Consider the following 24,238-nt stretch of genomic DNA (forward strand, 5'->3'; position numbering starts at 1 on the left):
ATGGAGGAATAGATGTTTGATTTTGAATATCAACTAAAAGTATTACCAGAGAAACCTGGCGTTTATTTAATGAAGAATTCTTCTGATGAAGTAATATATGTTGGAAAAGCAAAAATATTAAAAAATAGAGTTAAGCAATATTTTCAACAGTCTAAAAATCACTCGGAAAAAGTAAGAGTTATGGTAAGCAATATAGCAGAATTTGAATATATAATTACAGATTCAGAGATGGAAGCATTAATATTAGAATGCAATTTAATAAAAAAATATAGACCTAAATACAATATATTACTAAAAGATGACAAAGGTTATCCTTACATTAAGATAACAATAAATGAAGATTTCCCCAGAGTTTTTATTAGTAGAACCATAGCAAAGGATGGTAGTAGGTATTTTGGACCTTATACAGACTACTCAGCAGTAAGAGAAACTATAGAACTTATAAAAAAGATATTCCCAATAAGAAGTTGTAAAAGATACATAAGAGATGGACAAAAACCTACTAGACCTTGTTTAAATTATCATATAAAATTATGCTCGGCACCTTGTGGAGCGCATATATCAAAACAGGGATATGCTTTAATAATAAATGATATAGTACAGTTATTATCAGGAAAAGATAAGGACATATTAGATAAATTAAAAAATCAAATGGAAGAGGCTTCTAATAGTCTTCAATTTGAAAAAGCCGCATCTCTAAGAGATAAAATCTTTGCAGTTAAAAAGATAACAGAAAAGCAAAAGATTATAATGGGAAGCTTTCAAAATGAGGACTATATAAATATAGCTAAAGATGAAAAGGACAGTTGTGTTCAAGTATTTTTTGTTAGGGAAGGTAAAATAATAGGAAGAGAACACTTCATATTAGAGTATACTTCTGATGAAAGAGAATATAAAATTATAGCAGAATTTATAAAAGATTTCTATGGTGGGGCTGCATTTGTTCCTAAGACGGTATACGTTCCAGATATAGAAGATAAATACTTATTAGAACAATGGCTTACTATAAGAAGGGGTTCAAAAGTGGAGATAAAAGTTCCTAAAAGAGGAGAAAAGATAGAGCTTCTAAATTTAGTTAAAAAAAATGCAAAACTCACTTTAGAACAATTTAAAATAAAGTATCTTCAAGATAAGGCTTTATATGAAGTTGCCTTAGCCGAATTAAGTGATATATTAGGATTTGATGATATGCCTAACAGAATAGAAGCTTATGATATATCAAATATCCAAGGAGTAGATTCTGTAGGAAGCATGGTAGTATTTGAAAAGGGTAGAAGTAAAAAGAGTGACTATAGAAGATTTAAGATAAAAACAGTAGAAGGTGCTAATGATTACCATAGCATGAGAGAAATATTAAGAAGAAGATTTCAAAGAGGAATAGAAGAAATTCAACAAATACAAAAAAGGAATTTAGAATTTAGTTCAGGTAAATTTTCAGTTTTTCCAGATTTAATATTAATAGATGGTGGAAAGGGACATGTAAATATAGCACTGGAGGTTTTAAAAGAACTTAACATAGAAATTCCAGTAGCCGGTATGGTTAAAGATGATAGTCACACCACCAGAGGGATTATATATAATAATATTGAGAAGGATATTTCTTTAGATAGTAATGCTATGAAACTAATTACAAGGATACAAGATGAGGTTCATAGATTTGCAATTAGCTATCATAGAACTTTAAGAGATAAAAGAGTTTTAAAATCAATATTAGATGACATACCTAATATAGGGACTATTAGAAAAAAAGAACTTTTGAAGAAATTTGGGAGCATTGAAAGCATAAAAAAGGCTTCTATAGATCAACTACTAGAAACCCCATCTATAGATAAGAGGTCTGCATTGAGTATCAAGGAATTTTTTGCTCCCAATGAATTATAACAAATAAGTTAATAAGTGAATAATACACCAGTTATTTGATAAAAATGATAAATAAGTATAGATGTTAAATGTATTGCCTAAGAAGGACTTATACATTATACTTATTTATGGTATAAAAATTAAAGTTCAAGGAGATAAGGAAATATGAACCACTATAAGGATTTTATTTCAAATTTGATTGAAAACTTAGGTAGCGAAAATGTAAAAACAAATGAACTTATGAAAAATCACACTTCTTTTAAAGTAGGAGGACCAGTAGATATATTAGTTACTCCCGAATCCTATGAACAGGTTCAATATGTAATCAAGCATTCAAGAGGAAACAACATTCCTTATTTTATAATGGGAAATGGGTCAAATTTGCTTGTAAGAGACGGAGGAATTAGAGGTTTAGTAATAAAGTTTTGTAAGTTAAATAGGATAAAAATAGAAGATGATAAAATAATAGCTCAAAGTGGAGTACTTCTTTCTAAGGTATCAAATATGGCAGCTAAAAATAATTTAGAAGGATTGGAATTTGCAAGTGGAATACCAGGAAGTATTGGTGGTGCGCTTACTATGAATGCTGGAGCTTATAATGGAGAAATATCACAAGTTATAGACAGTGCACTGGTTTTAGACAAAAGTGGAGAAATATTAAATCTATCTAAAGAAGAATTGGAACTGGGTTATAGAACAAGTTCTATATTAAAGAATGGATATGTAGTTTTGGAAGCAATTTTAAAACTTAGCCTAGGAGATTCTAAGAATATATATGATAGAATAAAAGAATTAACAGAGAAAAGAAAAACAAAACAACCTTTGGAGTATCCATCAGCAGGTAGTACTTTTAAAAGACCTCAAGGGTATTTTGCAGCTAAACTTATAGAAGAAAGTGGACTAAAAGGAATAAATGTAGGAGATGCAGAAGTATCTCAAAAGCATTCAGGATTTATAATAAATAAAGGTAATGCTAGTGCAAAAGACATACTAAATTTAATAAACATAGTACAAGATACAGTAAAAAGCAAATTTGACGTGGAATTGCACACAGAAGTTTTAATCATAGGAGAAGATAAATTAAATTAACTATAGAAGTTAGGGATAAAGAGGATATCCTTAACTTTTCTTTTTATAATGTATATTAATAAATGCAATTATATTTTATAATGTAGTTAAAGATAAATTTATACTGGTAGAAATAAATTAGCATAAGGAGGACAAAACATGAGATTTGTAATCGTAACAGGTCTATCAGGTGCAGGTAAAACGCAGGCTATAAGAAGCTTAGAAGATTTAGGATATTTTTGTGTGGATAATTTGCCTCCCACATTAATACCTAAGTTTGCAGAAGCATGCTATAAAACTGATGGAAGAATAAATAAAATAGCTCTCGTTATAGATATAAGGGGTGGAGAATTCTTTGATAATTTATTTGAGAGCTTAAATTACATAAAGGATCAAAATTATAAGTATGAAATATTGTTTTTAGAAGCATCAGATGAGGTTTTAGTAAAAAGATTTAAAGAAACCAGGAGAAATCATCCCCTATCTTCAGGTGGAAGAATATTAAATGGAATAGCATTAGAAAGAAGCAGATTAAAAGAAGTTAAAGATGTAGCTAGTAACATAATCAATACTTCGAAATTTACTAATATGGATCTTAGACAAGAAATTACAAGAATATACGGTGATGGAGACCAAGTAGAAGCTCAACTAACCATAACTGTGGTATCCTTTGGATTTAAATATGGTATACCTTTGGATTCAGATTTATTATTTGATGTAAGATTTTTACCAAATCCTTATTACATTCCAGAGTTAAGAAATTTTTCAGGAAATGATAAACCAGTGTATGATTATGTATTAGAATTTAATCAAACAAAGGAGTTTATAGGTAAATTAAATGATATTTTGGAATTTCTAATACCTCATTATACTGAAGAGGGAAAAAGACAGCTTATTGTAGCTATAGGATGTACAGGAGGAAGACATAGATCAGTGTCCATTGCAAACTCAATATATAAATTATTAGAAGAAAAAGGACATAAAGTTAACATTGATCATAGAGATATACATGAGGATAATAATAAAGGCGGTAAAAAACTATGAAATTAATGGATTGGCTTAGGCCAGGTATAAAAGTAAAACGATGGATTTTACTTGCCATTATGGGAATACTTCTTATAGCTTTTGGTTTGCTTGAATTTGTAAATCACCATTTATATAGTATTTATTATATAGCGTTTTATATATTTTTAATATTAATAGGAATATTTGTTATATATATTTCTGCCACCCAAGGAATGAGATCTATTATTGCACTTATAAATAAAGGATATATAAATGTGTCTTTAGATTCTAGAAAATTGGAAAACTTAATATATGAAAAGAGACTATTGGTAAAAGGTCCTAAGATAGTTGTTATTGGAGGAGGAACTGGGTTATCTACAATGCTTAGAGGGCTAAAATACTACACTTCTAATATAACTGCAATAGTTACTGTAGCAGACGATGGGGGGGGATCAGGAGATTTAAGGGAAGACTTAGGTATACTTCCACCAGGAGATATAAGAAATTGTATATTAGCATTGTCGGATACGGAACCATTAATGGAGGATCTTTTACAATATAGATTTACAGATGGACGACTAAAGAATCAAAGTTTTGGTAACTTATTTTTAGCAGCTATGGATGGAATATCAAATAATTTTGAAGAGGCTATAAAAAAAGTAAGTTCTGTATTGGCAGTAACAGGAAAGGTTGTACCAGTAACTTTAGATAATATGATACTTAAGGCAAAGCTCAAAAATGGAAAATTTGTAAAAGGTGAATCTAATATACCAGGAGAGGCCATAAAACAAAAAACCAAGATAGATAGGATGTTAATAGAACCAGAGTATGCTAAGGCTGTTGATGAGGCAGTAAGTGCTATAGGAGAAGCAGATGCTATAATATTAGGTCCAGGTAGTTTATACACCAGTGTTATACCTAATTTACTTGTAAAAGATATCTCACGTGAATTAGAGAAAAGTCATGCTTTAAAGATATATGTTTCCAATATAATGACACAACCAGGGGAAACAGAGGGGTATACTGTATCAGATCATATAAAAGCCATATTTGATCATAGTAGAAATGGTATAATTGATTATGTGATTGTTAATGTAGGTAAAATAGAAAAAAGTATAAAAAATAAATATTGTGAAGAGACTTCCCACTTAGTGAAAATTGATGAGGAGAATATTAGAGATTTAAATGTAAATGTAATTGGAGCAGATTTTGTCACCACCAAAGATGGTGTAGTTAGGCATAATTCAGAGAAATTAGCATCTATACTAATTGAAACTATAATGGATAAAAAATTACTATATGATAGAAAGAAGATAATAGAATACTTCTATTTATCAGAAAGATTGAAAGAAAAAAACAGGAAATAGGAGAAGAAAATATGTCATTTTCATCAAAAGTAAAAAATGAAGTTTGTAGGTATGATGAATTAGAAGAAAAAGAAGCCATGGCTTTGTTATCAGCAATTATGAGAGCAAGTGGCACATTGACCTTTGGAAGAAATAAGGGAATAGGATTTAAAATCGCAACAGAAAATGCAGCAATAACCAGATTAGTATTTAAAATATTAAAAAATATTTTAGATATACACACTAATATAATGATTAAAAAGAGTAATTCCTTTAAGAAAAATAATGTATATATAATTGTTATAAATGAAGAAGAAGGTGTTAAAAAACTACTAGAAAAGACGGAAGTTGTAAAAATAGAAGATATAGGTTTTTTTATAAATTATAATATATCAGAAAATTTGGTTTATGATGATAATACTAAAAAGGCTTACATAAGAGGAGCTTTTTTAGGTGGAGGTAGTGTAAGCAATCCAGAAAAGACATATCATTTAGAGTTTGTAACTAATAATGAGATGTATGCAAACAAGTTAAGTGAACTCATAAATAGCTATGGTTTAAATTCTAAAGTAATTCAAAGAAAAAGTAATTTTATAATTTATATAAAGGAAGGGGAACAAATATCTGACCTGTTAAATATAATAGGAGCCCATTCATCATTGCTCCAACTAGAAAATATAAGAATAATGAAAGATATGCGAAATAATATAAATAGAATAGTAAACTGTGAAACAGCTAATCTAAGCAAAACTGTAAATGCAGCTGTAAGGCAAATAGAAAGTATAAATCTTATAAATAAAGAGATAGGATTAAAACGGCTACCTAAAAACTTGAGAGATATGGCGGAGATAAGACTAAAGTATCCTGATGTGTCTTTAAAAGAATTAGGAGAGATGCTGAGCCCCCCTGTAGGAAAATCTGGAGTGAATCATAGACTAAGAAGAATAGAAAAAATAGCAGAGGAACTTAGTAAGGAGGGTAATTTTTAAGTTATGACAAAGCATGGGAAAGTTATCAGATATGTTTCTCAATTACCTATAGGCACTAAAATTTCTGTAAGAACTATAGCTAATTTACTAGAGATAAGTGAGGGAACAGCCTATAAAGGTATAAAAGAGTGTAGTAAAATGGGAATTGTAACTACTATACCTAGAATTGGCACTATTAGAATAAGAAAACCTGATTATAATGGAGAAGAAAATATAACTTACGGAGAAATTGTAAATATAGTAGATGGAAATATTGCAGCAGGGAAAAAAAGTATTCATAAGACTATAAATAAGATGATAATAGGGGCAATGACTTTAGAGAGGATTAAAGAATATATAACTCCCAATTCTTTAATTATAGTTGGAAATAGAGAAAGGGTGCAAGAGCTAGCTCTATTAAATGGTTGTGGAATAATAATTACAGGGGGATCTGAGTGTAGTAATTATATAAAAGAATTAGCAGACACTAAAGAAATGCCAGTTATATGTTCTTTATATGATACTTTTACAGTAGCAAAAATGATAAATAGAGCTATGTTTCATAATAAAGTAAAAAAGAAAATATTATTAATGAAAGATATAATGAATAAAGAGTTTCTTTATTTTAGAAATGATATTCAAATTAGTGAATGTGCTGATATGATAAAAAGAAATAATAATAAATTTAAAAATATTAATGTTATTCCAGTAGTTAATGAAAATATGAGATTTTTAGGTTTAGTAGAATTGAAAGATATTATGGATGCAGAACCATTAGAAAATATAGAAACGATAATGAGGAAAAACATAACTACACTAGAAGGAAAAACTTCTGTAGCCTATGCTAATTATGTTATAGAAACAGAAGTAAATGATTTTTATCCAGTTATAAGAGGCAAAGAGTTAATAGGAACTGTAAATAGACAAGATATAATACAGGCATTAAAGTATATATCAAAAGAGAACAAAGATTATAGAAATTTAGACAGTGAAGTTCTTAAAAACTTTAAAAGCGAATTAGGTCAAAAAGCTATGCATTTTTATGGCACAATAACTCCTGAAATGTTAGATCCTTTAGGAATAGCTTCTTGGAACTCATTAAATATGCTAATATCATCTATGGCAACTTTTTATTTAAACCAAATAAATATAACAAATTTATTTGTAGATAATATATCTACTTATTTTATGAAGCCAGTACAGATAGATACAGAAATAGAAGCTAATGTTAGTATAATATCTTCAAGTGCAGCCTTTTGTGAGTTTTTAGGTAAGGCTTTTTATAAAGTAGAGGTAAGTTTATTTGATGATAAAAAAGATTTTATAGCAAAGTCTTTAATAACTATAAAAGCTATCGAAAACAAACTATAATTTTTAAGAAAGGTGGGCTTTATGTCACATAAAGAATACAATTGGATTAGCTTACATCAACATACAGAATATTCTCTTTTAGATAGTTCTGCAAAAATAACAGAACTAATAAAAAAAGTTAAAGAATTAGGTATGAAAAGTATTGCCATAACAGATCATGGAGTTATGTATGGATGTGTGGAATTCTATAAAGAAGCTATAAAAGAAGGTATAAAACCTATAATAGGTTGTGAAATATATGTAGTGCCTAAATCCATGCACATTAAAAGAGTAGATAATGATAATGCTATATACCATTTAGTTCTTTTAGTTAAGAATGATGTAGGATACAGGAATTTAATGGAAATTGTAAGTAAAGCATCTATAGATGGATTTTATTATAAACCCAGAGTAGATCACGAATTTTTAAGAGAACATAGTGAGGGATTAATTGCCTCAAGTGCCTGTCTGGGAGGAGAAGTTCAATCTTACATATTAAAAGGAAATATAGAAAAAGCTGAAAAAGCTGCTTTAAATTACAAGGAAATATTCAAAGAGGGATTTTATTTAGAACTGCAGGATCATGGAATGAAAGAACAGGTTAAAGTAAATAATGAACTTATAGCTATGTCTAAAAGACTATCCATTCCGTTAGTGGCAACTAATGATGTGCATTATATAGAAAAGGAAGATTCCAGGGCACATGACATACTTCTTTGCGTTCAAACTGGAAAAACCGTGGAGGAAGAGAATAGAATGCGATATCCTACAGGAGAGTTTTACTTAAAATCTCCTGAAGAGATGTATAATTTATTTTCACATGTTCCTGAAGCATTAGAAAATACAATTAAAATAGCAGAACAGTGTAATTTTCAATATAATTTTCACGAATCTAAATTACCTACATTCCCTCTTCCAGATAAAGTGGATAATTATGATTATTTAAGGGAACTATGTTATGAAGGATTAAAAGAAAAATATGATACTGTAGATGAAAAACTAAAAAATAGACTTGAATATGAGTTAAATGTAATAAAGGAAATGGGATATGTAGATTATTTTCTTATAGTATGGGATTTTATAAGATTTGCTAAAGAAAAAGATATAATGACAGGACCTGGAAGGGGAAGTGGAGCAGGTTCTATTGTAGCTTATACTTTGGGAATAACTAAGATAGACCCTATTAAATATGGTTTAATATTTGAAAGATTTTTAAATCCTGAGAGAATATCTATGCCTGATATTGATAGTGATTTTTGTTATGAAAGAAGACAAGAGGTTATAGACTATGTAGTAGAAAAGTATGGAGAAAATAATGTATCTCAAATAGCTACATTTGGAACTATGGCTGCGAGAGCTTGTATAAGAGATGTAGGAAGAGCTATGAATTATTCCTATGTAGAAGTAGATAAAATTGCAAAAATGATACCTACCGTGCCTGGAACAAGTATAACTATAGATAAAGCATTACAATTAAATCCAGAACTAAAGGCAATATATGAAAATGACCATAGGATAAATGACTTAATTAATATTGCTATTAAATTAGAGGGATTACCAAGGCACACTTCTACTCATGCAGCAGGAGTGGTAATAGCATCTCACCCATTGGTAAATTACGTGCCTTTACAGAAAAATGAAGGAAATATAGTTACACAGTTTACTATGGGAACATTAGAAGAACTTGGACTATTAAAAATGGATTTTTTAGGGTTAAGAACCCTAACAGTAATGAGAGATGCTGTAGCTATGATAAAAGAAAATAGGGGAATAGATATAGATTTAGATAAATTGGATTTTGATGATAAAGAAGTATATAACATGATAGGAGAAGGAAAAACTGTAGGAGTGTTCCAATTAGAATCAGATGGAATGACAAGCTTTATGAGAGAACTAAAACCTGATTCTCTAGAGGATATAATAGCAGGAATAAGTCTTTACAGACCTGGGCCTATGGCAGAAATACCAAAGTATATTTCTAACAAAAAAAATCCAGAAAAAATAGAGTATTTAACACCCAGGTTAGAAGATATTCTTTCTGTTACTTACGGTTGTATGGTTTACCAAGAACAGGTAATGGAGGTTGTTAGAAAGCTAGCCGGATACTCTATGGGAAGAAGTGACTTAGTAAGACGTGCAATGTCTAAAAAGAAACATGATGTAATGGAAGAAGAAAGAAAAAATTTTGTATATGGAATTATAGATGAAAGTGGGAATATAGAAGTACCAGGATGCGTACGTAACGGCATAGATGAGAAAATAGGAAATAAAATATTTGATTCCATGCTAGATTTTGCATCCTATGCATTTAATAAATCCCATGCAGCTGCTTATGCAGTAGTGGCTTTTCAAACAGGATATTTAATGAGATACTATCCTACAGAATGCATTGCTGCAATGTTGAATAGTGTTATGGGGAATAGTGAAAAGGTAGCGTACTATACAAGATATGCAAAAGAAGAAGGTATGGAAGTATTACCACCAAATGTAAATGAAAGTTATGGTAAGTTTACTGTAAAAGGAAATAGAATAAGATTTGGGTTAGCTGCTATTAAAAACGTAGGATTAAATGCTATAGAAAATATAGTAGAAGCTAGAGGTAAAAAGGGAACATTTGCTAATCTAGAGGACTTTTGTTCCAAAGTGGATTTAAGTTGTATAAATAAAAGAGCCATGGAAAGCTTAATAAAGGCAGGAGCTTTTGATAATTTTCAGATCTTTAGATCTCGAATGTTAGCAGTTCACGAAAAGGTATTGGATTCAATAAATAATGATAAAAGAAAAAATATTCAGGGACAAGTAAACTTATTTGAAGAATTAGAGGAAAGTAGCCTAGAGATTCAGTATCCAAATATAAATGAATTTGATAAGAAAAATATTTTATCTATGGAAAAAGAAATGACAGGATTATATCTATCAGGACACCCTTTAGATGAATATAAAAATGATTTCAAGAATAAAGTATCTATAAACATATCAGATATAGTTTCTGATAAAGGTCTAGAAGGAGACCTTATAGAAGGTGAAAGAAAAGTAAAAGATGGAGAAAAAGTTATAATTGGGGGAATAATAACTAATGTAAATAAAAAAGCAACAAGATCTAATGAAATGATGGCTTTTATAGAGGTAGAAGATTTATATGGTACTATAGAAGTTATAATTTTTCCTAAAACACTTTCTAAATATAAAGAAATTATATTTGAAGATGAAATTATTATATTAAAAGGTAGGGTTAATTTAAGAGAAGGGGAAGAACCAAAATTAATTTGTGAAGATATAAGTTTATTTTCTCAATATGAAGAAGAAAAAAAAATCTATATAAGAATTGAAAGAAAGAGTGACTTAAAAGTTTCTCTAAGTAAATTAAGAATAATATCCAATGAACATTCAGGTAACACACCTGTTTACTTGTACATAGAACAGGTTAAACAAACTTACAAAGCCAAAGAAGAATTATGGTTAAAAGATGAAATAGGAGTTATAGATTGGATGAAAAGAAGTTTTGGTGGTGAAAATGTTAAAATAACTAAATGAAAATTTTGTGAACCAAAATTTTTATTAATGAACAAGGAATAATGAACAATTAAGGAGGAAAATTCACCTTAATTATTCATTGTTCATTGTTAGTTATTCATTAAAAATGCGTCGCATTTTTTTATCTTGTGTTGAATATTACAATGAACTCTACTACAATAAGTATATAGTGCAGTAAAAACTAACCTATATATAGGGTGGGATTAAAAGCGTCCCATGGGTACAAAAGGAGGTATATCAACTAATGAGAAAAATAGCTGTTTTAACAAGCGGAGGAGATGCACCTGGAATGAATGCAGCCATAAGAGCTGTAGTAAGAACAGGTTTAGATAAAGGAATAACGGTATTAGGAATAGAGAGAGGTTTTGATGGTCTTTTAAATGGAGAAATATTTGAAATGACGAGAAGAAGTGTAGCAGACATAATTCAAAGAGGTGGAACTATACTAAGAACGGCTAGGTCCGAAGAATTTAAAACAGAAGAGGGTCAGAAAAAGGCCACTGATATATTAAGAGTATTTGGAGTAGAGGGGTTAGTTGTAATTGGAGGAGATGGGTCTTTTCAAGGAGCAAAATCCTTATCTGAATTAGGGGTAAAAACTATAGGTATACCAGGAACCATAGACAATGATTTAGCTTACACAGATTATACAATAGGATTTGATACTGCTGTTAATACTGTGTTAGATGCCATAAATAAATTAAGAGATACTTCTACATCTCATGGTAGAGCTAGTGTAGTGGAGGTAATGGGAAGAAATTGTGGTGATATAGCATTATACGCAGGTCTAGCTGGTGGTGCTGAAAGTATAATTGTTCCAGAATTAAGGTTTGATATAGACAAATTATGTAAAACTATATTAGAAGGTAAGAAAAACGGGAAAATGCACAATCTAATAATAGTAGCAGAAGGAGCAGGAAAAGCTAATGATATAGCTAAAACAATTGAAAAGGTAACCGGTGTTGGAACAAGAGCTACTGTTTTAGGACACATACAAAGAGGAGGAAGCCCTACAGCTAACGATAGAATATTAGCCTCAAGAATGGGAAACAGGGCAGTAGAATTATTGTTGGAAGAAAAGTCCTCTAGGGTAGTTGGAATAAATGATAATAGAATTGTGGATATGGATATACATGAGGCTTTATCTATTGAAGGTAAATTTGATGAGAAACTATATGAAATAGCTAAGGCTTTATCATATTAAAAAATTTTAGGAGGGAACATTTATGCAAAAAACTAAAATGGTGTTTACCATAGGACCAGCTAGTGATAGCGAAGAAGTATTAAGTGAGTTAATAAAAGCAGGAATGAGTGCATCAAGGCATAACTTTTCACATGGGACCCATGAAGAACATAAAATAAGGATTGATTTAATAAGAAAATTAAGTGACAAATTTAATAAGAATATTGCTGTAATATTAGACACAAAAGGACCTGAAATAAGAACAGGAGATTTTAAAGATAAAACTGTACAATTAAAAGAAGGAAATAAATTCACTATATACTGTGGGGAAGAAATTTTAGGAGATGAAACAAAGTGTTCTATAACTTATAATGATTTGCATAATGATGTAAAAACAGGAGATTCCATACTAATAGATGATGGACTTGTAGGATTAGAAGTTGAAGAAGTAGAGGGAAGTAAAGTACATTGTGTAGTTAAAAATAGTGGTGCTGTAAGTAACCATAAGGGTGTAAATGTACCTGGAGTAGATGTTTCATTACCTTCATTAACAGAAAAAGATAAAAGTGATCTTGAATTTGGATGTAAAGTAGGAGTAGATTTTATTGCAGCATCTTTTATTAGAAAAGGTTCAGACGTATTGGAAATAAGAAAGGTTCTAGAAGAAAACGGCGGTACAGATATACAAATATTTTCTAAAATAGAAAATCAACAAGGGGTAGAAAATATAGATGAAATAATAAAGTTTTCTGATGGAATAATGGTAGCTAGAGGAGATATGGGTGTAGAATTACAAATGGAACAAGTACCTATAATTCAAAAAATGATTATAGAGAAATGTAACAAAGCTGGCAAACCTGTTATCACAGCTACTCAAATGTTAGACTCTATGATTAGAAATCCAAGACCAACAAGAGCAGAAGTTTCAGATGTAGCCAATGCTATATTTGATGGAACTGATGCGGTAATGTTAAGTGGTGAAACAGCAGGAGGAAAATATCCTATAGAAGCTGCTAAAGCTATGGCTAAGATTGCTAGAACTGCAGAAGAAACAATGGATTATGATGAAATATTTAACAGAAAAAGAGAAGCGCGTGTATTAAGTGTGGCTAATGCGATAAGCATAGCAACCTGTACAACAGCTTCAGAGTTAAATGCATCTGCTATATTAACAGCTACTCAAACAGGATATACAGCTAGAGCAGTTTCCAAATATAGACCAGCATGTCCTATTATAGCGATTACACCAAGTAAGAATGTAGCAAGAAAGTTAGCATTGAGTTGGGGTGTGTTCCCAATACTTACTACTAAATTTACATCCACAGATGCTTTAATAGAAAACTCTGTTGATATAGCATTGACAGCAGAATATATAAGAAAAGGAGATTTGGTTGTAATAGCAGCTGGAATACCTGTAAGTTATTCAGGAACAACTAACATGCTAAAGGTTCATGTAGTTGGAGATATCCTTGTTCAGGGAAGAGGTGCTGGAAATAGTGCAGGTTATGGTATAGCTAAAGTTGTAAATAGTACAGAAGAAGCAGAAAGGGTTATAGAAAGTGGAGATATATTAGTTGTAAAAGATGCAGATATAGATTATGTTTCTATACTAAATAGAGTATCAGGAGTTATAACTGAAAGAGGAGGATTGACTTCTCACTTAGCAATAGAATGTATAACCAATGAAATACCATTTATATGTGGGGCAGGTGGGGCAACAGATGTATTAAAAAGTGGATATTTCATAACCATGGATGTAAAAAGAGGAATAGTATATAACGGTAGGATTACTATATAATAATGTAAGATATGAGTGATTTTATGAGAAATATTATAGAGACTATGCCAATTTTCAATGATCTTACTGAAAAAGAGATATCTGTATTATCTAAAGCATCTAGTATAATTAAGCTAAAAAAAGGAGAAATCTTATTTAGTGAAAAAGATTTAGTTAAGAATATATATATGGTTCGTAGTGGAAAAGTAACTCTTTTTAGATTATCTGAAATGGGTCAAAAGAGAATAATTTATATTTTAGATAAAGATGAAATAATAAATGAAGTAATATTTGATGGATTCTCTGCCTCAGTAAGTTGTGAAATGTTTGAAGATGGTGAAATACTTTCATTAGATAGTAAAGACATGTTAAAAGTTATGCAAAGTAATTTTATATTCAATAAAATTATAATAGATTCTATGGGTAAAAAGATAAGAAGGCTTTATAGACAATTAAAAAATACCGTACCCATAAAAACGGATAAAAAACTTGCCGCAAAACTATGGAAACTAAGCAAAGATTATGGAATAGAAATGGATAATGGAACGTTAATAGATTTAGATATTACTGTAACGTATCTAGCAGATATGCTTGGAAGCAGCAGGGAGACTATTTCAAGATGTATAAATGATTTCCAAAGAAATAATTTAATAGAATTTAAAGATAAAAAAATAATAATTAAGAATAGAGAGAATCTTTCTAAATATTTTAAGGGTATGTGATGGTAGTCACATACCCCTTTTAACTTACATGATAAAATAAAAATGAAATTAGAAATTAAAAATGTAGGAGGATTGAGGAATGTTTAGTCAAGAAATTAACAAACTAGCAGTTGCTTCAGAGAAAAAAGTTGCCCTTTTAAAAGAAAGTAAAGCAAAATATGTACTAGCTTCAATGCTAGCTGGTATTTATGTAGGGTTTGGTATATTGTTAATTTTTAGTATAGGAGGAATATTATCACCAGCTAATTCACCCTTTACTAAAATAATTATGGGTGTATCCTTTGGTATTGCATTGAGTTTGGTGTTAGTGGCAGGTTCAGAATTATTTACAGGCAATAATCTTATAATGACTATTGGAGCCCTAGAGAAGAAAGTAACATGGAAGTCAGCATTAAATGTTTGGATATTTAGTTATATAGGAAATTTTATAGGTTCTTTTTTATTAGGATTAATGTTTACTTATTCAGGATTACCAAAAGGGAATATAGCTAAATTTATAATATCTGGAACAAAAAATAAAATAGCAGCACCATCTATAGAATTATTCATAAGAGGTATTTTATGTAATATGTTAGTCTGTCTTGCAGTTTGGTGTTTCTTCAAGTTAAAAGAAGAAGGAGCAAAACTTATAATGATATTTTGGTGCTTGTTTGCTTTTATAACTGCGGGATTTGAGCATAGTGTAGCTAACATGACATTATTTTCTATAGCTTATATGATACCTCATGGATTAGAAATTACCTTTGGAGGATTAATGCACAACATGCTATGGGTGACCTTAGGTAATTTTGTTGGAGGAGCTTTATTTATAGGATGGACATACTGGTATATATCTAAAAAACAAAGTTAAAAGGAGGATACACAATTGGGATTCATAATGAAAACAAAAGAATTTAATAACATTTTGGATAAGTTAGCAAAGGATTATAAAATATATGCACCAAAACTTTTAAGAAATAAAGGTACTTTTTCAGATACAGACATGGTTAGATATGGAGAAGTAAAAACCATAGATGAGATAGAATTTAATAAAAAATCATTGTTTTCTCCTAAGGAGACCATATTACCTATAACACAAACACTATTTTATTTTACTGAAGATGAGGTATTAGAACCTAAAACAGATGAAAAAAATATTCTTATATTTTTAAGAAGTTGTGATATACATGCCGTAAAAAGATTAGATGAAATTTATTTAAAAAATGGACATGAGGATATATATTATAAAAGACTTAGAGAAAAAGTTAAATTTGTATTGATAGAATGTGAAAAAAGTTTTGAAAATTGTTTTTGTACAAGTATGGGAACAAATAAAACAGAGGATTATTCACTATTTGTAAAAAGACAAGAAGATAAAGTTTTAGTAAATTGTAAAGATGAAGATTTTTTAAGTATATTTAAAGATTTTGAAGAGGAAAAAGTGGAACCTAAATTTATAGAAGAAAATGAATTAGAAGTAAAGATTCCTAAAAAATTGGATAACAGTATATTTGAATCTGACTTTTGGAAAGAGTATTCATCAAGATGTATAGCCTGTGGAAGATGTAATACAGTTTGCGGAACTTGTGCCTGTTTTACTATGCAAGATGTATTCTATAAAGATAATAAAAATGCTGGAGAGAGAAGAAGGGTATGGGCATCTTGTCAAGTGGATGGATTCACAACTATGGCTGGAGGACATGAATTTAGAAAAAATAAAGGGGATAGAATGAGATTTAAGGTAATGCATAAGATATATGACTTTAATAAAAGATTTGGATATCATATGTGTGTTGGATGTGGAAGATGTGATGATGCGTGCCAAGAATATATCTCATTTTCAAACTGTGTTAATAAATTAAATGCTGAAATTGGAGAGGAGAATTAAATTGGAAAACAATATATATTTACCTTTTAAGTCAACAATATTAGAAATAATTCCTCATACAGATATAGATTATACTTTTAGAATGGAATACAAAGGAGATGTAAAACCAGGTCAATTCTTTGAAGTATCCATTCCTAAATATGGAGAAGCACCTATATCTGTGTGCGGTATAGGAGAAAATTATATAGATTTAACCATAAGAAAAGTTGGAAAAGTAACAGATGTAGTTCATACATTTTTCCCTGGGGGACACTTTTTTATGAGAGGACCTTATGGTAATGGCTTTGATGTAGACCTATATAAGGGAAAAGAACTTATTATAGCAGCAGGTGGAACAGGACTTGCTCCAGTAAAGGGAGTAATAGAACATTTTACAAAGAATATTAATAATGTGAAAAGTTTAAATGTACTTTGTGGATTTAAATCTCCTGAAGATATATTATTTAAAAAAGATATAGCAGAGTGGGAAAAGACTATAGGTTTTACTTTAACGGTAGATAATGCTGATGAAGATTATAAAGGAAATGTTGGTCTTATAACAAAATATGTAGATAAGATAGATATAAAAAATATAGAAGAAGTTAATGTAATTATAGTGGGACCTCCTATTATGATGAAATTTACTGTACAAGAGTTTCTAAAAAGAGGAATAAAACAAGAAAATATATGGGTTTCCTATGAAAGAAAAATGTGTTGTGGAGTAGGAAAATGTGGTCATTGTAAGATAGATGATACCTATATATGTTTAGATGGACCTGTATTTAATTATACTAAAGCAAAACAACTCGTAGATTAGGGGTGATATTATGGATATAAATACTAAAGCGTTAAAGAAAAATGCCTTTAGGGTTACAAAAGAAAGAGGAAAAACCGCAGCGAGAGTAAGAGTACCAGGAGGATATTTAGATGCTAAATATTTAAGCCTTCTTCAAAATATTGCAGAAACTTATGGAAACGGAAAACTTCATATAACTATAAGACAAGGATTTGAAATACCTGGAATACCAATGAAATATATACCAGAGGTAAATAAAGCACTTCAACCTATTATAGAGGGACTAGAAATTAATCAAGAAAATCCTAACAAGGGATATTCCGCTTCAGGAACTAGAAATGTATCTGCCTGTATAGGAAATAATGTATGTCCTTTTGCAAATTACAATACTGCAAAATTTGCAAAGAAAATAGAAAAAGCTATTTTCCCTAATGACTATCATGTGAAAATAGCCTTAACAGGATGTCCTAATGATTGTATAAAAGCAAGAATGCAGGATTTTGGAATTATAGGAATGACAGAACCTCAATATGATGCTTATAGATGTATAGGATGCCAAGCATGTGTAAATGTCTGCAAAAAGAAATCCACAGGTGCATTAAGCTTTGAAAACTACAAAGTAGTAAGAGATCACAGTAAATGTATAGGATGTGGAGAATGTATAAATAAATGTCCAACTTCTGCTTGGTCTAGAAGCGAAGAAAAATACTTTAAGTTAGTTATTATGGGAAGAACGGGTAAAAAGAATCCTAGAATAGCTAGAGATTTTATAACATGGATAGATGAAGATAGTATAGTAAAAATAATACTTAATACCTATGATTATATTGATGAATATATAGATAGAAATGCACCAGGTGGTAAGGAACATATAGGATATATTGTAGATAGAACAGGATATCAAGAATTTAAAAAATGGGCATTAAAAGATATTGAATTAAGTCCAAAAGCAAAAGTAGAGCATAATATTAATTGGTACTAAGGAAAAAAACTGAGTGTTGTATAATACTCAGTTTTTTTGTCTAAAAAGTGATTTACTTTTTTACAATTTTATGATAATTTATAAGAGTGCAAAAATATAGTATCCAGAATAATAGATATGTTTGATGAGGAAATTTATAATAAAATTTAATGAATACTATTTTAAAATTAGAGTTATAATAGTATAATAAGCTGTTAATATATAAAATTGGACAACTGATTCTTACTATGCACCTGTAAATGGTGCAATTTTTTTTGTGCAAAAGTATAGGGGGGATTTAAATGAAAGGAGTTATAGTAAATTCTATAACAGTATTTTTAGGAAGTATTATAGGAATATTAATAAACAAAGGAATAAAAGAAAGTTTAAAAGAAAGCATAATGAATGGTTTAGGACTGTGTATAATACTTATAGGTATATCAGTATCTGTTAATGTAGATAATATTATATTAGTTATAGTGAGTATAGTTGTGGGAACTATAATTGGAGAAGGAATAAACATAGATAGAAAACTACATAGTCTAGGTAATAGAATGGAGGAGAAATTAAAAGGAAAAGGAGGAGGAAAAATTTCTGAGGGGTTTGTTTTATCAACATTACTTATGTGTGTTGGAGCTATGAGTGTAGTTGGCTCATTAGAAGCAGGACTATCAAGCAATAATTCTACGCTTTATGCAAAGTCAGTGTTAGATGGTTTTTCAGCAATAATATTTTCTTCTACCTATGGAATAGGAGTTGCTTTTTCAGCTATATCTATTTTTATATATCAAGGTTTTATAGCTTCATTAGCATTTTTAATAAAGGACATACTAACTCCAGAAGCTATTAATAACATGTCTATAGTGGGAGGCCTTCTTATATCGGCACTAGGACTTAATATGTTAAAAATAACAAAGATAAAAGTAGCTAATCTTCTTCCAGCCATATTAATACCTTTTATCTATGAAATATTTAAAAATATGATAAAATTAATAGGTGTTTAAAAAATAAATTATAAAGGTGATTAAATGAAGAAGGATATACCAGTAAAGAAAAATAGTACATATAATCTATACATAACAGGTATGGGGACAAAAGGTGAGGGAATAGGTAAGATAAATAACTTTACCATATTTGTAACGGGTGCAATTTTAGGAGAAGAAGTGGAAGTAAATATAATAAAAGTAAATAAGAATTATGCTGTAGGAAAATTATTAAATATAATTACACCTTCCGCTAATAGAGTAGAGCCACCTTGTGATATTTACACAAAATGCGGTGGGTGTCAGTTACAGCATATGAGTTATAAAGAACAGTTAAATTTTAAAAGACAGAAGGTAAAAGATGCTCTATTAAGGCTAGGGGGTATAGATGTAGAAGTTGAAGAAGTATTGGGAATGGAAAATCCCTATAGATATAGAAATAAAGTTCAACTTCCCATTGGAAAAGAAAAGGGTAAGGTAAATATAGGTTTTTATGCTCCTAGAAGTCATAATATAATAGATTTAAAAAGTTGCTTTATACAAGACGAAAAGGCAGATAAGATTATAAAAATACTAAAAGAATGGATAGAAAAATTTAATGTATCCATATATGATGAAAAAGAACATAAAGGAAATCTAAGACATATAATGGTGCGAACTGCTTTCAGAACAGGACAAATTATGATTGTATTGGTAACTAAAGATAAAAAGTTACCTCACAAAGAAGAGTTAATAAATAAACTTACTGAGGATTTAGAAGGAGTTGTAAGTATTATTCAAAATATGAATTCCCAAAAGACAAATGTAGTATTGGGTAAAGAATCTATTGTGCTTTGGGGAAAGGATAAAATAATAGACTACATAGGAAACTTTAAATTTGCAATAACACCTTTGTCTTTCTTTCAAGTAAATCCCATACAAACAGAAGTGCTTTATAATAAAGCATTAGAATATGCAGATTTAAAAGGAGATGAAGTAGTATTTGATGCTTATTGTGGAACGGGAACAATATCTTTATTTTTATCGCAAAAGGCTAAAAAAGTATATGGAGTAGAAATAGTAAATGAAGCCATAGAAAGTGCAAAATTAAATGCTAGGGAAAATAATGTGGATAATGTGGACTTTATAGTGGGTGAATCTGAACAAATAATACCTGAATTAATAGAGAAAGGTATAAAGGCTGATGTAGTTGTGGTAGATCCACCGAGAAAAGGGTGTGAAAAATCTCTTTTGGAGGCTATGGCAAAAATGGCACCTGAAAAAATAGTCTATGTATCTTGTGATCCTGCAACTTTAGCTAGGGATTTAGGTGTTTTAGAAGAGTTAGGATATAAAACTATGAAAGTACAGCCGGTTGATATGTTTTCTAATACATATCATGTGGAGACTATAATTCTGATGACGTATTACGGTGACAAGAAGAAATAAGACGTTTCAACCACAATATGTTGTGGTTTTGGAATGGAAAACGGGCGAAAATGAGGCTGAAAAATGTCTGGTTTTTGCCCTGTTTTTTAGGCGAAAATATAGATGACATGACATAGAGTTATTCAAGTTATGGTAGATAGAAAACAGGAAAATAGGGAATGAAAATCGAGAGAATTATTTTTTATGTATGTGAAGAAAATTTATGCTATAGGGTATAAATGTCAAATTACCCTTAAAAAATGAAAAAGATAGCCATGGTGCTATCATACTATTTTTGTGTAGTTTAATTGAAGTTTAAAATTACTGTGCAAAATAAATATTTTTCCCAGTACTATGGCGCAAAAGAATTTTGACGTAAATAAAAGCCTCCATGAACTGGGGGCTTTTTTAACAATCTGAACTTACTTTTTAAATAAGTTGTTTTTATAATAATATTAAATAAAGATTATAAAGTCTACTATATTGAAATGATCAGGTGAAAAAAGTATAGTTTAAAGGAGGGGATGGATTTGACGAATGTATTTTACTTCTATGGTCATACACTTATATTTTCAGATTATAAAACCCCAGAATTACATAAGCATGTTGCTAAACATATGATTTTCAGTCTTGGTAATGATATGGAGTGTTATATTAATGGTAAAAAATTATTGTGTCGAGGTATATGTATTGATTCAAATGTTGAACATACTATAAAAGCTTGTTTGCAAGGTGTGCTTGTGTTTCTTTTTGAGGAAACAAGTACGCTTAGCGGCCAACTTAAAAACAAATATCTTCATGGAAAAAGTTTTTCTATAATTGATGAAGATATAGTTGATACTGTAATTAATATATGGATAGATAATAATGATAATAGTAGAGAAGTTGATAAGGAAATTCTTATGGCTTGCCAACTAAATACACCATCTCAGCAGGAATATGATCAACGCATTATCACAGTACTTAGCGCAATTGCAAAAGCTGAGGGGATCTATGAAGACACCATTGAAAAGCTTTGTAACATCGTTTACCTTTCTCAAAGCAGATTATCTCATCTTTTTAGCGAACAGGTGGGTGTATCCCTTGCAAGTTTTCTTGTTCTTGAAAAAATGAGAAAAACATATGCTTATGTAATAAGTGGTGAAAGTTTGACGGACTCTGCAATTCGTGCAGGCTTTAACAGTTCTTCGCATTTTTCAGCAACCTGTAAAAGGATGTTTGGCTTATCAGTTGGTGCTTCACTTGGAGGAATGCTGGCTCCTCGCGCGGCAGCTTTTGATAAGAGAATACAACGTGTCATTGCATGGTCAATATTTCCAAACTTCTTTGATGTGATTTTATTTGGTCTGTCTAAAAATCAACAGTGCATTATTAAATGGTGCATAAAGTATAAGATGAGTTTTCTCATAAATACTATTGTAAACAAGAAACTTAAAAGCGGTGATGAAAGTGTAAAATGGGGACTTCTTCATGGAATGTACGCATATCAGGCAAAAACTCCTTATGAATATATAGTTAAGATGAATAAATATCAAATGCTTGATATTGCCCATAAAATAGAACAGGATATGTTGATAATTGGAGCAAATAAGGATCATTTTATTGACTATCATACTGTAGGAAAAGAAATTGATGCACTAACAAATGTAAGATCACTCACTGTTCGAATATTTACAGAAAAAGAAAATGCCGGAGAACACTGTAATGTTGATAATCCTAGGCTATGCTTTGATACTATGATAAATTGGATTGAGCAAATAAAAAAGAGGGACAACAGAATATGAACCAATATAGAATGATATATAGAATAGGAACGAAACAATTTGATATTTTATAATATATGGTAGATAATTTGCTTAATAAGTAATAGTTTAATTATTCAAGGGGTGATTAAATGGAATATACAAATTCTTGTAAGCTTTATTGGTTTGTATTTAAGAGAATTTTAAAGAAGGAGATTTCTAAAAGATATAGTAAAAAATATACCAATGATTTATTAAAAAAGACAAAAAAAGAGTACAAAGCCCTTATCTTAAGAGCACCTCATATTGGAGGGAAGGAAAATAAATTAGTTAATAATATCTATATGGGAGGAGTTTTTATTGCATGTTATAAAGCAGCTGATAAAAAAATCACTCCTGAAGAAATGGGTGGAATTATTTCAGAAGGATTAAACAATTCTAAGATTGTGAAATTAGCATGTAAAAATAAAAGTCAAACCTCAAATAAGTATAAGAAGTGGATAAAGGATGTGTCGAAATGGTCACAGGAAAATGCTAATAAGTATCCAACAAATTGGATAATGCGAGAAGATAAAGAAAAGCATAAAATAGGAACTTATTTTGAATTTACTCGTTGTGCACTCTGTGAATTGTGTAAAATGGAAGGATGTCCAGAAGTTACTCCTCAACTTTGTAAAACAGATTTCATTACTGCAAACTTTGGTGAATCAAAATTAATTAGAACATCAACATTGGCTGATGGAGCCTCATGCTGTAACTTTTGGTTTATTGAAAAAGATCAGGATTTTAAAGATGATAAGTAGAAGATATCCAATTCTAAATTAAATTCTATAATTAATATGCATATTATAGTTGTCAATAATTAATAATTATATAAAGGAGGTGTTTGTTATGGAAAATACTTTTCTTAATGAAATAAGGTTGAATAGTTCAAAACTACACGATATGGCAGAACATACAGGATTTATAAAGAGATTAATTGAAGGAAATGCTAATGTGACTACCTATGCAGAATATATATATAATCTTTATCATATATATAATGCAATAGAATCTAATTTGGAAAAGAACAAAGGTAATAAATATATTAAAGACTTTGCATTACCAGAAGTTTATCGTGCTGAGGCAATAATGAAAGATGTTAAGTATTTACTAAAGGATAAATTAGATAGTATGGAACCATTAATATCAACAAAGGTATTTGTAAATAGAATAAATCATATTGGAGAAAAAAATAAAGAACTATTAATTGCTCATGCATATACTAGATATTTAGCAGATTTATTTGGAGGAAGAACTATTTATCAAATAGTAAAAGAAAATTATAAAATTGATGATAAAGGACTAAATTATTATATTTTCCATGAAATAAATGACTTAAAGAATTTTGTAATGGGTTACCATGAAAAATTAAATAATATAAAATTTGACGAAACATTAAAAAAAGATTTTATAAATGAAATATCTATTTCATATATTTATAATATAAGTATATCTAACGAATTAGAATTTGATAGATTTAAATAGTATAAATTTCATTTTTAAGTTCACCGATTAATAGGACGCGGATTAAAAATCCACGATTTTGTAAAATAAAACTACTGACAAAATATATTTTGTCAGTAGTTTTATTTTTCTGTGTCTTTAATCTAGCAGGTAGTGATTCCATATTTTGAATATTTTAAATAAA

The 24,238-nt window shown here is 29.7% G+C and carries 19 protein-coding genes; all 19 read left to right on the plus strand.

Annotated features, from left to right (window positions below; genetic code table 11):
* Nucleotides 1-12: 12 nt before the first annotated feature.
* Nucleotides 13-1,881: an excinuclease ABC subunit UvrC gene (gene uvrC, locus B5D21_RS05245; protein ID WP_011100621.1), complete on the plus strand. Its 1,869-nt coding sequence runs from the start codon at nt 13-15 to the stop codon at nt 1,879-1,881.
* Between the two features lie 144 nt (nt 1,882-2,025).
* On the plus strand, nt 2,026-2,949 hold the full coding sequence (gene murB / locus B5D21_RS05250) for a UDP-N-acetylmuramate dehydrogenase (protein WP_035111635.1): 924 nt from the start codon (nt 2,026-2,028) through the stop codon (nt 2,947-2,949).
* Nucleotides 2,950-3,087: 138 nt separating this feature from the next.
* Entirely contained in the window at nt 3,088-3,972 is an 885-nt protein-coding gene (rapZ, locus tag B5D21_RS05255) for an RNase adapter RapZ (RefSeq protein WP_011100619.1), read from the plus strand.
* Nucleotides 3,969-5,300, plus strand: coding sequence for a gluconeogenesis factor YvcK family protein (locus B5D21_RS05260; RefSeq protein WP_011100618.1), 1,332 nt, complete (start codon nt 3,969-3,971; stop codon nt 5,298-5,300). Before rapZ ends, B5D21_RS05260 begins: the two co-directional genes overlap by 4 nt.
* Nucleotides 5,301-5,311: 11 nt before the next feature.
* Nucleotides 5,312-6,268: a DNA-binding protein WhiA gene (gene whiA, locus B5D21_RS05265; RefSeq protein WP_011100617.1), complete on the plus strand. Its 957-nt coding sequence runs from the start codon at nt 5,312-5,314 to the stop codon at nt 6,266-6,268.
* A 3-nt stretch (nt 6,269-6,271) separates the two neighbouring features.
* A complete protein-coding gene (locus B5D21_RS05270) occupies nt 6,272-7,618 on the plus strand; it encodes a DRTGG domain-containing protein (protein WP_011100616.1) in 1,347 nt (448 codons plus the stop codon).
* 21 nt (nt 7,619-7,639) lie between these two features.
* The gene (locus B5D21_RS05275; protein ID WP_035124806.1) at nt 7,640-11,131 is read left to right on the plus strand and encodes a DNA polymerase III subunit alpha; all 3,492 of its coding nucleotides are present in this window, start codon (nt 7,640-7,642) and stop codon (nt 11,129-11,131) included.
* A gap of 244 nt (nt 11,132-11,375) precedes the next feature.
* Nucleotides 11,376-12,335, plus strand: a complete 960-nt coding sequence (gene pfkA / locus B5D21_RS05280; RefSeq protein ID WP_011100614.1) for a 6-phosphofructokinase — start codon at nt 11,376-11,378, stop codon at nt 12,333-12,335.
* A 22-nt stretch (nt 12,336-12,357) separates the two neighbouring features.
* Nucleotides 12,358-14,112, plus strand: a complete 1,755-nt coding sequence (pyk, locus tag B5D21_RS05285) for a pyruvate kinase (protein ID WP_011100613.1) — start codon at nt 12,358-12,360, stop codon at nt 14,110-14,112.
* Between the two features lie 11 nt (nt 14,113-14,123).
* Nucleotides 14,124-14,813 (plus strand): Crp/Fnr family transcriptional regulator, encoded by a 690-nt coding sequence (locus B5D21_RS05290; RefSeq protein ID WP_011100612.1) that lies wholly within the window; start codon nt 14,124-14,126, stop codon nt 14,811-14,813.
* A 79-nt stretch (nt 14,814-14,892) separates the two neighbouring features.
* The gene (locus tag B5D21_RS05295) at nt 14,893-15,663 is read left to right on the plus strand and encodes a formate/nitrite transporter family protein (RefSeq protein ID WP_011100611.1); all 771 of its coding nucleotides are present in this window, start codon (nt 14,893-14,895) and stop codon (nt 15,661-15,663) included.
* A 15-nt stretch (nt 15,664-15,678) separates the two neighbouring features.
* Nucleotides 15,679-16,680 carry an anaerobic sulfite reductase subunit AsrA gene (asrA, locus tag B5D21_RS05300; protein WP_011100610.1) on the plus strand — a complete coding sequence of 334 codons (1,002 nt, stop codon included), beginning with the start codon at nt 15,679-15,681 and terminating at the stop codon, nt 16,678-16,680.
* Nucleotides 16,655-17,476 (plus strand): anaerobic sulfite reductase subunit AsrB, encoded by an 822-nt coding sequence (gene asrB, locus B5D21_RS05305; protein WP_011100609.1) that lies wholly within the window; start codon nt 16,655-16,657, stop codon nt 17,474-17,476. Before asrA ends, asrB begins: the two co-directional genes overlap by 26 nt.
* Before the next feature lie 10 nt (nt 17,477-17,486).
* Entirely contained in the window at nt 17,487-18,437 is a 951-nt protein-coding gene (gene asrC / locus B5D21_RS05310) for a sulfite reductase subunit C (protein ID WP_011100608.1), read from the plus strand.
* 281 nt (nt 18,438-18,718) lie between these two features.
* Nucleotides 18,719-19,420, plus strand: coding sequence for a DUF554 domain-containing protein (locus B5D21_RS05315; RefSeq protein ID WP_035111654.1), 702 nt, complete (start codon nt 18,719-18,721; stop codon nt 19,418-19,420).
* 24 nt (nt 19,421-19,444) lie between these two features.
* Nucleotides 19,445-20,827 carry a 23S rRNA (uracil(1939)-C(5))-methyltransferase RlmD gene (gene rlmD / locus B5D21_RS05320; RefSeq protein ID WP_011100606.1) on the plus strand — a complete coding sequence of 461 codons (1,383 nt, stop codon included), beginning with the start codon at nt 19,445-19,447 and terminating at the stop codon, nt 20,825-20,827.
* Between the two features lie 509 nt (nt 20,828-21,336).
* On the plus strand, nt 21,337-22,590 hold the full coding sequence (locus tag B5D21_RS05325) for a helix-turn-helix transcriptional regulator (protein ID WP_052040446.1): 1,254 nt from the start codon (nt 21,337-21,339) through the stop codon (nt 22,588-22,590).
* Between the two features lie 110 nt (nt 22,591-22,700).
* Nucleotides 22,701-23,351: an L-2-amino-thiazoline-4-carboxylic acid hydrolase gene (locus B5D21_RS05330; protein WP_011100604.1), complete on the plus strand. Its 651-nt coding sequence runs from the start codon at nt 22,701-22,703 to the stop codon at nt 23,349-23,351.
* Between the two features lie 88 nt (nt 23,352-23,439).
* Nucleotides 23,440-24,075: a biliverdin-producing heme oxygenase gene (locus tag B5D21_RS05335; RefSeq protein WP_035111656.1), complete on the plus strand. Its 636-nt coding sequence runs from the start codon at nt 23,440-23,442 to the stop codon at nt 24,073-24,075.
* Nucleotides 24,076-24,238 lie beyond the last annotated feature (163 nt).

It is taken from the genome of Clostridium tetani (genome assembly GCF_900167265.1).
In the GTDB taxonomy this organism is placed as follows: Bacteria; Bacillota; Clostridia; order Clostridiales; family Clostridiaceae; genus Clostridium_G; species Clostridium_G tetani.